General features: G+C 65.8%; 12 protein-coding genes and 1 pseudogene. 9 read left to right on the top strand and 4 right to left on the bottom strand.

Going from position 1 to position 14,958, the window contains the following annotated elements; genetic code table 11:
- The first annotated feature begins 177 nt into the window (after positions 1–177).
- The 8 genes and pseudogenes from AB0A74_RS03285 (at position 178) to AB0A74_RS03250 (ending at position 9,333) form a co-directional block, all read left to right on the top strand.
- Complete coding sequence (locus AB0A74_RS03285) at positions 178–444, top strand: hypothetical protein (RefSeq protein ID WP_358247254.1); 267 nt, start codon at positions 178–180, stop codon at positions 442–444.
- A 655-nt stretch (positions 445–1,099) separates the two neighbouring features.
- Positions 1,100–3,658: a CRISPR-associated helicase Cas3' gene (gene cas3, locus AB0A74_RS03280; protein WP_358247253.1), complete on the top strand. Its 2,559-nt coding sequence runs from the start codon at positions 1,100–1,102 to the stop codon at positions 3,656–3,658.
- Entirely contained in the window at positions 3,648–5,177 is a 1,530-nt protein-coding gene (casA, locus tag AB0A74_RS03275; protein ID WP_358247252.1) for a type I-E CRISPR-associated protein Cse1/CasA, read from the top strand. Before cas3 ends, casA begins: the two co-directional genes overlap by 11 nt.
- Positions 5,167–5,727, top strand: a complete 561-nt coding sequence (gene casB, locus AB0A74_RS03270) for a type I-E CRISPR-associated protein Cse2/CasB (protein ID WP_358247251.1) — start codon at positions 5,167–5,169, stop codon at positions 5,725–5,727. Before casA ends, casB begins: the two co-directional genes overlap by 11 nt.
- 46 nt (positions 5,728–5,773) lie before the next feature.
- Complete coding sequence (gene cas7e, locus AB0A74_RS03265) at positions 5,774–6,940, top strand: type I-E CRISPR-associated protein Cas7/Cse4/CasC (RefSeq protein WP_358247250.1); 1,167 nt, start codon at positions 5,774–5,776, stop codon at positions 6,938–6,940.
- Entirely contained in the window at positions 6,937–7,734 is a 798-nt protein-coding gene (cas5e, locus tag AB0A74_RS03260) for a type I-E CRISPR-associated protein Cas5/CasD (protein ID WP_358247249.1), read from the top strand. Before cas7e ends, cas5e begins: the two co-directional genes overlap by 4 nt.
- Positions 7,731–8,390, top strand: coding sequence for a type I-E CRISPR-associated protein Cas6/Cse3/CasE (locus tag AB0A74_RS03255; RefSeq protein WP_358247248.1), 660 nt, complete (start codon positions 7,731–7,733; stop codon positions 8,388–8,390). The genes cas5e and AB0A74_RS03255 overlap by 4 nt, the downstream gene beginning before the upstream one ends.
- A 141-nt stretch (positions 8,391–8,531) precedes the next feature.
- Positions 8,532–9,333, top strand: a pseudogene (locus AB0A74_RS03250) (IS5 family transposase).
- Positions 9,334–9,602: 269 nt separating this feature from the next.
- On the opposite strand, the gene AB0A74_RS03245 reads toward AB0A74_RS03250, so the two are convergent.
- The 3 genes from AB0A74_RS03245 to AB0A74_RS03235 all read right to left on the bottom strand — a co-directional run bounded on the left by AB0A74_RS03245 (position 9,603) and on the right by AB0A74_RS03235 (position 13,515).
- Positions 9,603–12,428 (bottom strand): DUF4365 domain-containing protein, encoded by a 2,826-nt coding sequence (locus AB0A74_RS03245; protein ID WP_358247247.1) that lies wholly within the window; start codon positions 12,426–12,428, stop codon positions 9,603–9,605.
- Positions 12,429–12,700: 272 nt separating this feature from the next.
- On the bottom strand, positions 12,701–12,964 hold the full coding sequence (locus AB0A74_RS03240) for an integrase core domain-containing protein (protein WP_358247246.1): 264 nt from the start codon (positions 12,962–12,964) through the stop codon (positions 12,701–12,703).
- Positions 12,961–13,515: a helix-turn-helix domain-containing protein gene (locus AB0A74_RS03235; protein WP_358247245.1), complete on the bottom strand. Its 555-nt coding sequence runs from the start codon at positions 13,513–13,515 to the stop codon at positions 12,961–12,963. The genes AB0A74_RS03240 and AB0A74_RS03235 overlap by 4 nt, the downstream gene beginning before the upstream one ends.
- 439 nt (positions 13,516–13,954) lie before the next feature.
- On the opposite strand from AB0A74_RS03235, the gene AB0A74_RS03230 reads away from it, so the two are divergent.
- Positions 13,955–14,236: a hypothetical protein gene (locus AB0A74_RS03230; RefSeq protein WP_358247244.1), complete on the top strand. Its 282-nt coding sequence runs from the start codon at positions 13,955–13,957 to the stop codon at positions 14,234–14,236.
- 21 nt (positions 14,237–14,257) lie between these two features.
- Here AB0A74_RS03230 and AB0A74_RS03225 read toward each other — a convergent pair whose 3' ends face one another.
- Positions 14,258–14,452, bottom strand: a complete 195-nt coding sequence (locus AB0A74_RS03225) for a hypothetical protein (protein ID WP_358247243.1) — start codon at positions 14,450–14,452, stop codon at positions 14,258–14,260.
- Between the last annotated feature and the right edge of the window lie 506 nt (positions 14,453–14,958).

Below are 14,958 nucleotides of genomic sequence, written 5' to 3'. Positions count from 1 at the left end.
CGTCTTGACGTCGCGGACGCAATTTTCGAGGAAGGTGCCATCCTTCATGCGGTCGCGGACGGCGCGGCGGGTCTCGGTGCTGATGTCGGCGACTTCGCGGGCCGCGATGTCGAAAGCGACAGGAATGCTGATCTCGGCCTTGTAGAGGTCGGCGATGTCGTAGACGAAGGACTTGACGTGTCCGGTGTGGGCGAAGCCGAGTCCTGGTGCGCAGCCGAGTGCGACGATCCCGGCATGGACGACACCGTAGAGGCTGGTGTTGGCGCGGACAGCGCCTGGCTGATCGGGTGTTCCGCCAGCGACGTCGGCATGGTCCTAGTCCCGGCGTTTCTAGTCGATGCCGACCCGGCGGGCGTGGTCGCGGTACAGGCGGCGCACGCGGGCGCCTTCACGGCCGCAGAATTGCCGCATCGTCAGGCCGCTGGTGTGCGCGTCAGGGAATGATCTCAGGCACCAATCGTCAATCCGGTCGTCTTCAGCAAGTTGGCAGATTTGGTCGGCGCCCGTCGTGCTTGGCGGAGGGGCATCGGTCGGCAGTGACCGAAGATCATCGAATCTGCTGCGACCCCGGTGCGATCTGGAAGGGTCAGGCTGTCGATGAGTCTTACCGCAATTGTGCGGTTTGATCGATGGATCATCTGGACTGAACGGTAGGTTATTTCTGAGCCGAACGGGCGATTTCGGGTCGAGTGGAATGCGGCTTACCTGCTGATTGGACTCCCTGTCCATCGTCTGCTTGTATGGCGCACCTCGAGGTCGAACGCTCGAGTGGTGGTCTGAGGAGTGGGTTGCGTGGAAGTTCGCTTCCGTCTAGCGGGTCGAGGTATGTGTGCTGGGCATGGTGGTTTCATCAGTCGACGGGATCGCGGAACGCGATCGTTGAATTGGGCGTGTTCGTGTTCGGCGCGCCGAGTTGCCTCGTTGGCATTGAACGTGACATGTTGTCGGCGCAGGTCTGCGCCAATGGGTGGAGCTTTCGAACCGTGAATTTCGAGTGCTCGGATAAGCGCCCGCCCTGGCGGCCGTTCGAGCCGCTTCGCCGTTTCAGGGGCCATGTCCGCGGTGTCGCGCGGGCATGGAGTGCGTGACCTGAATGCAAATGACCTGGGCGAAACGGCGGGGCCTTCCCGGCCCCTATTCATTGGAAGATCATTCCCTGGATACGGCTGCTGCCGCACATGTGCTGTGGAACGTCTACCTCCCGGTAGGGGTTCGGAGCTGGCTGGCGCAGCAGTTGGGGCTCAACGTGACGCAGGCGTGCACCTTCGTGGCTTTCGTCGCCGGACTGCACGACGTAGGGAAGGCCTGCCCGTGCTTCCAGGACCAATGGCCACCCAAGGGTAGCGCCGACTATCGCAGCCACGAGCACGTCGGCTATCTCAGCTTGCCCACGTTGCTGTCGGACTTCGCCGAGGTTGGCGACTCGTTGGTGGACAGCGTCGCACACCGCATCGCGGAAATCGTCGGCAGCCACCACGGGGATTTCCAGGCACCGAATCGTCGGGCTGTTCGCTGGGCTGAGCACGACGAGTTGCTGGGGGGCGTCACATGGCACGCCCGTCGTCGGGCTGTCGTCGATTTGATGCTCGGCCTTCTCGAGCCTGTGGCGCCCGTGCGCCTCGGTCGGCCCGCAGTCGTGGTTATCAGTGGTGTGGTGATCCTCGCCGACTGGATCGCCTCCGATGTGGAGTGGATAAAGCGGAGCCAATGGAATGCTCCGAAGACAGTGGGGGAGCGATGGCGGTTCACGGTTCGCTCCGTACGTGAACGAATCCTGAGGTTGGACCTGGCGTCCTGGTCGCCGGACGAACGTACGACCACCCGGTTGCTCATGGGGAAGGTTCCGAACGCTTTGCAGCGGTCGATCGAAGATGGATTCCGGCCGTCCGGCAGGGGAATCCTGTTGATCACCGCGCCGACCGGGGCGGGAAAGACGATTGCCGCCTTCGTCGCCGCGGATCGACTCGGTCATGTGACAGGCCGCCCGGGGCTGGTGATGTGCCTGCCGACGCAGGTGACGACCAACGCGATGTGGGAGCAGGGGCGCAGGTTCATCGACCCGGCGACCGGGTCCCCTCGACGGGTAACGCTGGCTCACTCCACGGCTGCGCTGCATCTGCCCTACCGACGCTATTGCACGGACGACGAAGCGTTGAACTGGCTGAACGGTCCGCACCGGGCGCTGCTTGCCGGTTGGTCGGTCGTTACGATCGATCAACTGCTGCTGGCCGGGCTCGCGACCCGGTTCAACATGCTTCGATTGTTCGCGCTGACCGGTAAGACGGTGGTTGTCGACGAGATCCACACCTGTCAGCCGTACATGCTCGCGCTACTCGCTCGTGTGCTGTCCTGGTGTGGGTTTCTGGGGATCCCGGTCGTCCTGCTGTCCGCCACTGTGCCCCGGCACATCGCGCGAGATCTTACTGCGGCGTACCTGACGGGGGCTGATCCGGACCGCTTGCCGGAGATCCACGCGGCCGAATATCCGGGCTGGATCTGGCACGGTGCCGATGGCGAGGTGCAGAGGTCGGGCAGCGAGATGCAGGCGATCCGTTCCGCTGACAAGCGATCCGCGCGGATCGAGTACGTGCGCTACACGAAAGGTTCCCGCACCTCGCATGTTCTTCGGTACGTCCAGCGTGTCCAGCGGGAGGGTGGCTGCATAGCGATCATCTGCGGAACGGTGCCGACCGCGCAGAAGACGCTCACGGCGCTGCGGCGGGCGCTGGGCACTGACACGCAGGTCATGTTGCTCCATGCACGCCTACCGCATCGAAAGCGTGCGGAAGTCGAGGATGAGGTCGAGCGGAAGTTCGGCAAGGACGCCAACCGGCGCAACGGGCGCCGCCCGGAACGCGCCATCCTGGTGTGCACACCGCTGATCGAGCAAGGCCTGGACATCGACTTTGATCTCGTCATTACCGATATCGCGCCGATCGCGTTGCTGATCCAGCGACTGGGTCGCTGTCTCCGGCATAACCGCCCGAAGCAGGAGCGGCCTGTGTACGCGACCAAACCGACAGTGGTCGTGCTGGACACAGAAGGGGACGAGATCCCGAGACAGTGGCTGATGCTGCACTCGGAGTACGAGCTGCGCGCCACGCGACGTCTGCTGGCGACAAGGCAACTCGCGGACCTCACCGTGCCCGACGATGTCGACAACCTGGTGCAGGCAGTCCACGACTTGAACCTGCCGCCGTTCGATGGGGCTGCCGCTGAGGAGTGGCGCGAACGCGGAGCGACGACCGCGTTCGAACGGGGATTGGCACGACTGGCCGCCGTGCCACCGCCACACATGATCGACAGTCTCGCCGACCTCACTCATCCGGATGTGCGCGATACCGACGCAGCCACCAGGCTGGGCATCGACAACGCTTTGGTCATTCCAGTGTGGACGGACGCTTCGGGACGGCGGTGGCTCGACCCGGCGCGTGCGACATCGTTGCCGACTGGCGAGAGACCGACATCCGCTCAGGTTCGATCGCTGGTCGACAAGTCCATCCGTTGTCCTGCGGCGTGGGTCGCCGATTTGAGCAGCATCACCCCGGCGTGGCGACATCCCTACCTGCGCGACGCGCGCATCCTGCCGGTTCCGCACCCCGGCCTGACTGTCGATGCCGAATTGGGACTCGTGAGGGGACGCGAAGATGACCTGTGATCTACGAACCGAACGGCTGTTCCCGGTCGTGTTTCCCGACGGTACAGCGGATCGTGTGGGCCTTCGCGAACTACTGGTGAGATCACACCTGATCATGGACCTCTCGATGACCATGCCGCCTGCCTTCGCGGGCATGCTCCGCGTGCTGTACCTGGTGGCGGCACGTGTGACCGGCTTGGACACGGCGACCGGGGGCGACTGGCAGGCGCGGCGCAATGTCGTGATGCGCCGTGGGAAGTTCGTCGAGAAGGACGTCGACCGCTACCTGAACGCCCATCAGCACGGCTGGGACCTCCTGGACCGTCAGCGGCCGTGGTGGCAGGACCCTCGTCTAGTGGAGCAAGCCGAGCTGAAGTCGACCAACTTCCTCGACGTGCGCCGACCTGAGGACAACAAGCCGATCTGGTGGCAGCACACCTACCACGGCCACGCGCCGGACCTGTCCTTCGGCGATGCGCTGGAGTTGCTGCTGATCCACCATTACTACGGCTCTGGCGGTACGGGTGGCACCCGGACCGTCGGGGATGTTCGCAGTCAACACATGTCGGCCGGGCCGCTACGGTCGACGATCACCTTCTACCCACTGGGGGACACGCTGTTCGAGACCCTGGTAGCGGGGATCCCGAGCCCGTCGTCCGGCGCAGACTTGACAGGCGACGACCACGCTCCCTGGGAGACGGCGGAACTTCACGACCCGCTCGAAATGCCACCGGAGCCGACTTGGCCGGCACGTCTACTGGTCGGTCAGTCTCGACATGCCGTGTTGCTGGAAGCGAACCCGGCCGGCGAGGCGATCAGCGGAGGTCGCCTGACCTGGGGGTGGAAGAAGAGAAGAGACGTACCGCTCAGGGACCCGTACACCATCCAGGACCGGGACAAGACGGGTGATTGGAAAGCGCGGGCCGCCTCAGCCGATCGTGCCCTGTGGCGCGAGGTCGACGCGCTCCTGGCTGATCGGGCGACACACAAGCGGCCCGGAGTGCTGACTTCCGCGTTGAGCTTGCCCGACGACGTGCTGGATCGTCTCAGGGTCCGTGCCGTCGGCTTCGACCAGGACATGAAGGCGACCAATTTCGCGTGGAACACCTCCGTGACGCCACCGATCATGCGTTTCATCCACGAGTTCGACCCTGCGCGCGCTGCTGGTGCGGAGGCGTTGATGGTCGCGGTTGAGGGTGTCGGCGAGGTCATGATCAAGGAGTTGCAGAAGGCCTTCCGTGCTCTAGGAAACGGGACGCCGGGCACCGCTGACCGTGACGCTTCGTGGGCGAAGTCCGCACAACGGTGGTACTGGCCGCAGGCGGAGGAGCTGTACTGGCGTGCCCTTGCCGAGGCCGACTTCGCAGAGCCGTACCGGTCGTTCCAGCGGATCGCGCTCATCGCCATCCGCGAAGCCACCAAACACGTCGCGCATCACCCCGCGGTGGTCCGTGAAGTGACGAAGGCCAAGAGCGCCATCACCCGCTTCGTCGCCAAGAAGAACCCCCGGCCACGCAGGGAGCAGCCAAGTGGCAAGTGAACGGTCGAGCCTGTTCGTCGCGCGCATGGTCGAACTCGCGTCCGATCCTGGACCGCGAGCCGACCTCCGGTCCGGTCTGGGCAGAACGGTCGACCAGGCGAGTCGCCTGCACCGCTACGTCGCATCGTGGACGGGTTCGGCGGGACCGCACGAGAAGGCGGTCTACTACACGGTGTCCTCACTGATCGCCTACCGGCACGAGGACGCCATCCCGGCCGCGTGGGCGGGGAACCTGGGCACATCGATCGCCCGGTGCGGCCGGATCGCGTTGAACACCAGGGAAGCCTCGGTGCACCTCCTGACCAGACAACCGGCGTCCGCACTGTGCAAGGTCCTCACGCGGATCGTCATGCCCTTGCGCGCCGAGGCGACCCCGGTCGACTTCGCCGCTCTGCTCGATCAGAGCTCCCGCTGGCCGGCACGACGGCAGCAAATCGGCAGCGAGTGGCTGCAATCCTTCTACCGCGAAATCGACCGCGACGGCGACACCGAGCCCGATGAGGAACTCGACACAGCCGCCGGTGATTTCCCTGACACCCACGGTTCCTGACCGCACTTCGTGCACCGACACCGATCACCACCTGAGGAGCGCACCGTTGTACCTGGACATCCACGCCTTGCACACGCTGCCGTACGCCAACGTCAATCGCGACGGGCTCGGCAGCCCCAAGTCCTGTGTGTATGGAGGAGCCCCGAGGATCAGGGTGTCCTCACAGTCGTGGAAGCGCGCCGCACGCCATGAAGTCGAGAAGGACATGGACTCCAGGACCGTGCGGACGCGACGAATTGCCGCCGTGCTGGGCCGACACCTTGTCGAGGAACACGGGTGGACCGAGGACGACGCCAGGCGCGCTGGCCGCGGTATCGTCCACGCCTACGGGCTCGCGCCGGACGCCGACGACGATTCGACGAAGGTGCTGTTGTGGCTGCCCGCCTCGGTCGTCCAAGACCTTGCGCGAGTCGCCCTGGACAACCGCGAGAAACTCGTGACCGTGCCCCTACCCGCTCTCGACGACAAGGGCAAGATCAAGAAGCTATCGGCCAAAGAGAAGGACGCGATCCAGACTACGGTGGATCTCGCGGTAGTGGGCATCCGAGAGACCGTCACCGAGATCCTGAACAGCAGGCATCCCATCATCGAACTCCTCGGCCGGATGCTTGCGGAGGTTCCAGGCCACACCGTCGACGGCAACACCCAGGTAGCCCACGCTTTCACCATTCACGAGAGCGCCCCGGACTTCGACTATTTCACCGCCGTCGACGACTGCTCCACCGGCACCGGAGCAGGGCACCTGTCGACCGCCGAGTTCGCCACCGGCACCTTCTACCGCTACTGCAACGTCAATGTCGGTCAGCTGGCGCGTAGCCTCGGCGACGTCGACACCGCGGTCATGTTGGTCGAGGCGTGGGCGAACACGTTCCTGTCCGTGGTGCCCACGGGCAAAGCCAATTCCACCGCACCGACCACGCGGCCGGACCTGGTGCACCTGGCGGTCCGGGATGCACCGCTGTCGTTGGCTTCGGCGTTCGAGAAGCCCGTGCCGACCAGCTCGGAAGGGTACGCCGGCCCGGGACGGAAGTTGTTGGCCGACTACACCGAGCGGTTGCACCGGTTCATCGGCGACCCTGGCCACTGGTCGGGATACGCACTACCCCACGACGAGTCGTGGCCTTCCCTGGGAGTTCACCACGACGCCCTCGACGGACTCGTCCAAGCCGCTGGAAACGCGCTCATGGACCGCATCCGCGTGGCGGCGGCGTGAGCGGCATCGTGCTCCAGCTGTGCGGCCCGATGCAGTCATGGGGCAGCAGTTCGCCGTGGAACCGCAGGGAGACCGAACGCCACCCCACTCGGTCGGGTCTGTTGGGGATGGTCGCGGCTGTCATCGGCCTCGGCCGGGACGACCCCATCATCGAACTCGCCACTCTGCGGTTCACCATCCGCATCGACCGCCCGGGCCAGCTGATCACGGACTTTCACACCGTAGGCGGCGGTCGACCGCGCGAACAGACACCGGTCCTCGCCAGGCTCAAGTTCCGGAAGGAGGGCAAGGGCACGCTGGTCAGCGAGCGGTACTACCTCAGTGACGCCGTCTTCACCGTCGCGGTGACCTCAGACGGCGGCGACATCCTCGACAGGATCGGCGACAAGCTCGCCCGACCGGCATACGCGCCGTTCCTCGGGCGCCGCTCGTGCCCGCCGGCCGGCGCATTCATGCTGGGACGTCATGAGGATCCCGCTCGCGCACTGTTCGACACGATCCCGGTCGCGCGAACGGCGCCACGGCAGGCCGACACAGTCGCGGTGGACTATGTCACCGAGACGCCGCCGACCGACGGCGTGACGTCAACTCAAGAGGTGCGCGCCACCCAGCCGCTGAATACCTTCCGCTCTCGTGCGTTTGCCAGTCACACGACCTGGCGCAGCACCCACCACCTGCCCGCGCAGATGTGCGGCGGGGTGGGACTCGACTACCTGCAACGACTGGCATCGATCGGACACGACGAGACCGGCGGGGAGCAGGGAACCGCAGCGGAACGGGAGGAGAACCGTTGATCGGCCTGGACAGCGACACCACGACCCTGACGAGGATCATCGCCAACCCCGCGCACCACCGAGTCCGGCAGGACCTGCGGGATGCCGATTCCATGCACAAGACAGTGACCAACATCGTTTGCCCAAGCGGCTTCGGGCCGAACGCCCGACAGGCAGCCGCTTTGCTGTACCGCGTCGAGGAGACAGCAGCCGGCGTGCAAATCCTCGTGCAGGCGAAGTTGCCGATGGATCCCGCGCGGCTGCCCAACGGATACGCCCACGGAGGCTCCCGGAACCTGGAGGCACACCTAACGCGTCTGACCGATGGAGTGGCCGTCCGGTACCGGATCGTGGCGAACCCGACCAAGAGCGAGTTCACACGAGGCCGACGCGGCGTGGTGCGTGGTCTGGCAGGCGACGAAGCGCTCGAATGGTGGCAGCGCAGGGCCACGCAGGCCGGCCTCGAGTTGACCACAGCCCACATCACGGCCAGCGGCGTACACCGAGGGGGCCGACAGAGCGGGTCGGGCAACCGCAAGATCACAGCCGTTAGATCACGCTTCGAAGGGCAAGCGATCGTACGGGCACCTGAGGGTCTGCGAGCTGCGATTCTGGGCGGTATCGGCAGGGCCAAATCCTACGGCTGTGGACTGCTGTCCGTCGCGGTGCTCGAGTAACCGACAAGGAAGACTCGAACAGGTTGGTCGCTGACCGCCGGGTTGGCTGCGGGATCAGTCGTGGGTCGGGCTTAGTGATCAGTTCATAATGAGTCGGCATGTCGGCCTTGCTTGTGGCGCAGGACATTCCACGATCATGGCGTGCGTGAGGAGGTCCTGACCGACGAGCTGTGGGCTCGGCTTGAGCCGCTGAGCCCGGTACGCCCTAGGCGCTTTCGTCACCCAGGTCGCAGGCGTGCCGATGACCGGGCGGCGTTGGAGGGCATCCTGTACGTGGTGCGCACCGGCATCGGCTGGAATCGGCTGCCCACCGCGCTGTTCGGCGCCTCGGGCGCGACCTGCTCGAGGCGACTGACCGAGTGGCACAAGGCCGGGGTGTGGCAGCGGTTGCATGAGCGGCTGCTCGCCGAACTCCGCGTCGCCGGCCTGCTGGACCTGTCCACCGCGCTGGTGGACTCCACGCACCTGCGTGCCCTCAAAGGGGGGACCACACCGGGCCGAGCCCGGTCGACCGGCGCAAGCCCGGCTCCAAGCACCACCTGATCACCGACGCGACCGGCATCCCGCTCGCCGTCACGCTGACCGGCGGCAACCGCAACGACGTCACCCAGTTAATCCCGCTGGTCGACGCCGTCCCGTCTATCCGGGCGTGGTCGGCAAGCCTCGTCGTCGGCCCCGCCGGCTCTACGCCGACCGGGGCTACGACCACGACAAGTACCGCCGCCTGGTCCGCGCCCGCGGCATCACCCCGGTCATCGCCCGACGCGGTGTCGAGCACGGCTCCGGCCTGGGCAAGGTCCGGTGGCCGGTCGAACGCATCTTCGCCTGGATCAAGGGCTTCCGACGACTCCGCGTCCGCACCGAACGCCGAGCCGATGTCCACCAAGCGATGCTCAGCCTGGCCTGCTCGATCATCTGTCTGCGGAAACTCATTCTGAGCTGATCACTTAGCTCCTCATCGAGTTGGCCTACGAGCACGCGGTAGAGCAGTTCGGATTGTGCCGGGAGGAGCTTGTCGGTGGTGCGGGCGAGGTCGTGCTGGGTGCACCACCGGTGTTCGATGAGGCCAAGCTCTCCGTTCGAGCTGTGCTTCGGCTGGACCTGTGGGTCGGCGTCCGTCGCGCGGGCGAGGTAGACGTGGTCCACGTGGTGAGGGCGGTGTGGAAGTCGTACTCGAAGGGCTTGAGCTGTCCGCAGTGTATGGGTTGGTGGTCAGGTCCGGGTGTCCAGAGCGTGGGGATGGTGGCGCCGCAGGAACGCTGTGCACCTGGCGCGAACGCGGGCCGAATGGTGGGAGAGCAGCCGCCTGGCGATGTCGATGCACGCCGCGTTCGGATACTCGATGCGAACCAGCCGATCGGCGACAGCTTGCGCGACCAGGATGCCGGGATCGTCGAGGCTCCGACCCAGCAAGCGCGTGGCCAGGAGGCCTCCACGGCCGCGGGCGACCAGCATCATGACGGTAGCGGCGGCCTCGGCGCGCACTCGATGGTCTTCGTCGTGCGACAGCGCACTCAACATCCCGGCCGCCTCGGCGTCGGGCAGGAGGATCGCGTGGTGTGCAGCTCGGGACCGGCCGCGAACCCCGCCACTCATCAGTTCCAAGACATGGTTCGCGATCGCTTCAGGCGTGTCGCCCAGCCGCGCGATCAGGGTTGCTGCCGCATCACGGGCATTCGGGGTTGCAGCGATGCGCTCGACGGCCGTCGGTGGGTGGGTGAGCATCGTTTTCGCCACGTGGGCGAGTCGGAGGCGCACGCCTTCGCTCAGTTCGGCGACGTTGGAGGAGAGCAGGTCACACGTGCTCTGCTTACGTCGGCCTGCGACGAGAGGCTCGGCCAGGAACTCGTAAAGCCCTGGCCAGCGTGCCAGGTCCGGATAGGTCAAGTTGAGCAATGCCAGCGTTCGTGCGGGGTCGACGGCGTTGTCGGAGTACGTGTGGTGTTTACCCCTGCGCGCGTTGGTGATCTCCTTGACAGTCTGGGCTTCGAACTGCACGATGAGCGACTTGGCGGTGCCGTGATCAAGTCCCTGCACGTCTCTGAGCGAGGCGAGGGCATCCGCGGAGCCGGCGGCGACCTCGTCTAGGAGCCGTTGCCGAACTTGCTCATCGACTGGGGCCGCCGTCTGGAGAAGCGCCATCCGGAGACGCGCGTCGTGGCGATCGGAGTACCGCGCTGCGCGCGACAGCAGGTCGGTGGGCCAGCAATCGACCGGCAGCGCGTTCACCACCGCAGTCCACGCCATTGATGGCGAAGCGTGTTGCACGGGCGGTAGGTTCGCCACACGATGGGCAATCGCCTGTTGCCGGTCGAGCGGTGCGGCGGCGACAATGCCGGACAGCGTCATGATGAGTTCGTGTTCGGTGCTGTATTCGGGTGTCGTCGTCGCCTCGAACTGCGCCGGGTCGTCGAGCGTCGCGAGGATCCAGTCCACAGCTTTCGCTGCGTCATCACCATCGAGTACGTCGCCACTCTGCCTCAGGAGTGTGAGGGTTGCGTGCGCTGGGGTGTGCGACCACCGGTCGAGGTCGATGTCGGTTGCTGCCGCGGCAACTGCTGCCGCCGGCCCGTCGAGCATGAGACGCGGCACCGCACGACCGAGTGCCTTGTGGTCACCGGTCAGGCGTAGTTCGGTCAGGAGACGACGGACCGCGTCGATGTCGCTGGTTCGTGTCACGCTCAGCAGGTGCTGCTGGACGTTGAGACTGCTGTACGACGACCATGCGCCGTGATCGCCGACGTGGCTGGCGAGGAGGGCGGCTGTGTAGAGGCGGTTGTTCGCGACATCACCGTCGCCGAACACGATCGGCTGGCTGCCCGCCCAGTTCCGGAACTCGCGCTCAACCACTGCGGTTGTGCCGGTAGCCGCTCGCTGGGTACGCCACCACGTCGCCGATGTGTCGTACGACGCGATCGTGTTCTCCAAGTCGAATGATGTGAAGTCGGAGGTCAGCCAGAGGATCCCGGTTGCGGCACCGCCGATAGCGGTGGCGGTGACGTCGTTGCTGTAGCTCACCTTCGCGAGTAGTGCCGCCGTCGCGTCCTCCCGTGCCTGTTCGATGTGCCCGAGTTCGCGGCACGTGCGCGCACGTTGGGCGAGCAACCAGGCGTGATCTACAGGGCTGCTCTCGTCCCGCTCCAACTCCTGTTGGACAAGACGAAGGGCGTCCTCCGGCCGCGCTTGCTCCGACAGCGAGGCCGCTGCAGCCACAGTTGCGGCCGCGCGAGCTTCTGGACTGGGAGCGTCGTCGATGCTTTTTACGAGCCGGCTCGGATCGTCGGTGGTGACGCGTACGTACATGGCGTGGACGAAGCGCCACATCCAGTCTGGAGAATCTTCGGCGCCTTCGAACGTCGGTATCGACGGATCGCGTTTCCCGAAGCTGTCCAGATCCCTCAAGCGCCCCTCAATCAGCAACGCCACGGCTTGCTCGGCACTGATGGTGTCCTTGTGTCCCGCGTTGCGGTGGGGAGCAACCAGTCGTGGCACGAGCAGGGCGTGTCGCAATATCTGAGCAGGCGCGATCTTCGTGATGTCCGCCCAGGCACTGCCCTCCCACGTCACGGGCGGGCGAGTAGTGCCTGCCACGGCCAAAAGTGCGTCAAGATTGGACTGGTCGACCGTGTGCGCGCGCGGGATGAGGATTTTCACGCCTTTGCCCGTTGGGACCACCGTGTCCTGGGAGACGTGCTGCCAGTGCGAGAGACCGGTGTCGAGGTCATGGAGAACCAGCAGGTGAGGCGCGATGTGCCCCAACCAGTAGTCGACATGTTCGCGATCACGTTCGCGGAACCACCACCCGACAGGTTCGCCGTCGCCACCGGTCTCTGGCTCCTCGAAGAAGCTGCGACCGGTTTTCACCTGAGCCCCCACGATGAGGCCGAGGTCGAACCGGCGGTTGCGCACCAGCAGGAAGAGGTCGGTGCCCAGATCCGATCCGGGCGCGTCAGCAGATGGCCAGCCCAGCTGCATGAAGGCGCTGGCCACCGCCTTCTCACCCTTCTGGCCTATCTCGACTCTCTCGGGTTCGCGCACCCGTCAATTCAACATCACGCTGCGCCTGCGGAGAATCTGCCCGAACATCTGGGACCCGATGGTGGCGAACTTCCGGTAACCGTCGCCCGCGGCCGTCGGCGCAGATGATCAGGTCAAGGTTGCGGTTGCGGAGCCGGATCAGGTCAGTCGGCGAGGCCTCAGCGGGCCGTGATGGTATCGGCGGTTCGGCCGACCGTGCACAGGGTTGCGGCCACCCCGCGCTGCGAGCCGAGTAACCCGTCCTGTGCCGCTCGAAAAGTCATCGCTGCTGGTCAGGTCACATGTCTGTACTCATTGATGAGTCCGCCGAAGATGTGGGTCCGGAGCACTCTGCGGGCGTCGAGGTCGTGTGCCGTGGCGGGGTGCTGTTGGGCTTGGGGTGGTAGTTGGTGTCGTGCCTGGTGGGGTCGGTGTCGGTTGTAGTGGTCTTCGTAGGCTTTGAAGACTTGCCGTGCGTGGGCCTCTCCCGTGATCAGGATGTGGTCGAGAAGTTCGTGTCGGATGGTGCCGATGACCCGTTCGCAGTGGGCGTTCATCTGCGGTGCCTGCGGTGCGCTCTTAGTGATGCGGAGGTTGTCGGCCTGGAAGACGGCGTCGAACGTCTGGCTGTACTCCCGTCGCGGTCGCGGAGCAGGAAGCGCAGCGACTCCATGCGCGTTCCGAGGTCGGTGGCGAGGTTCCTGGCCTGCTGGATCGTCCATGTCTGTGTCGGGTGGGTGGTGACTCCGGTTATGTGCAGGCGTCTGGTGTCGTGTTCGAGGAACGCCAGGGCGTAGAGGCGTTTGCCGAGCATGGTGTCGAGGTGGAGGAAGTCGGCCGCGATGATGCCCTGGGCTTGAGCGGTGGGAAATTGTCGCCGGGTCGGGCCGGTGCGGCGTGGTGCCGGGTCGATGCCTGCGTCGTGCAGGATCCGCCAGACCGTCGAGTGGGCGATGTGGTGGCCGAGTCGGGCCGGTTCGCCCTGGATTCGGCGGTGACCCCATCGTGGGTTCTCCCTGGCGAGCCGCAGTGTGAGCGTCTTGATCGGCGCTCGTGTCGGTGGGCGTCCGGTGTGTCGGCGTGCGGAGTAGTCCCACTTGCGGGCCATGAGTTTGCGGTGCCAGGCGAGCTGAGCCAGTAGCCGGCGCGTTGTTTCGCCGAGGACCCCCGCCTGCGCGGGGAAGACGGTCCGCTCGGAAACGCACAGCAGGGCCGCGACGGACCACCCCCGCCTGCGCGGGGAAGACGGTGCTGCATGGGTCCTGCATGCCCCATGCAGCGGACCACCCCCCTGCGCGGGGAAGACCTCGTGGACGACGTCTACGACGCAAACGATGACGGACCACCCCCGCCTGCGCGGGGAAGACACACAGGTCGTCGACGAGGAGGACTTCGAGCCGGGACCACCCCCGCCTGCGCGGGGAAGACCACAACCTCGGCTACGAGAGCCAGGAGCTGTACGGACCACCCCCGCCTGCGCGGGGAAGACACTTCTTGACCAGCGACTTTACCGCGTCGGAGCTGCGTTTTGCATCGACTTGTTTCACGTGTTGGAGGCGATCCGCAGCTTGGGCGGCGCCGGGACGATGCTGATCCGGGCGACGTTCCTGCAGGACGCGACTCGTCTGTCTCGTCCTATGGTGGCTGTCGACAATAGTTTTTCATGTCCTCCCTTAGAGGAGGGCGGTCCGCAGGCCGATTGCGCGGTGGAGGCCGAATCTTCCGCAGACGGCGGTGCCGCTGCTCTGCGCGACATCGCCCGACAGCTCGCAGACGACCTCGATCATCAGTTCGGTATTCGAGCGTCAACGATCCCGGGCGTCCTCTGAAGCCACGAGCTTCGAGAACCGTCACGTCCTTCTGGCGACCTCGGCGGCATAGGCAGCCCGTGGGGCTCCTGCCCGGTCGCTCCATCGGGTCGCGATCGTGGTGCCGATGCCAAGCAGCTTGCTGAGAACGACGGCCGGGAGTTGGGAGCCGAGGTTCATCAGGGTGGTGTTGCGTCCGGCGCGGGCATGGATGTCCAGCCGCTGAAAACGGCGCATCAAGGCCCCTCGGACAGCGGTCGGTTTGGTCGGGAGCCGGGGAACAACCAGGGCAGGCGGTGGCCCTGCCGACGACGGCTTGCCCGCCTCGGGTGGCGGTGAGTCGCTGCATCAGCCTGTCGAGCGGTGATGGCAGGTCTAGCGGTGTGGTGCCGAGCAAGAGGCTCGTTCGGACTTCGATGTGGACGATCTGTTCTCGAGTGATGCGCGTGAGCTTGGAGAGCGTTTGGCCGTAGAGCAGGGACGGGAAGGCTGGCGACGCGGTTCTCGATCGGTGGGTCGCCGTAGTACAGGAGGCGGCGGACGACGGCCCATCGGTGGCCGTCCTCGATGCGACTGGCCCCGACGGCGCGCAGTGGTAGGGGGATCTCAACGTGGTGAGTGTGGCTGTTGCGGCTGATTCAGAGCAGGAACGGGCGGGCGTGCCGGGTGGTGCGGGGTTTCTCGGTCAGCCAGCGGCCGATGTCGCGTTGGGTGCAGGTGGCCAGGGTGTGGTGCTGTTGCCG

Source organism: Saccharothrix sp. NPDC042600 (assembly GCF_040647305.1).
Taxonomy (GTDB): Bacteria; Actinomycetota; Actinomycetes; order Mycobacteriales; family Pseudonocardiaceae; genus Actinosynnema; species Actinosynnema mutabilis.
The sequence above is the reverse complement of the archived record's forward strand: the minus strand, read 5'-3'. Positions and strand labels throughout refer to the sequence as shown.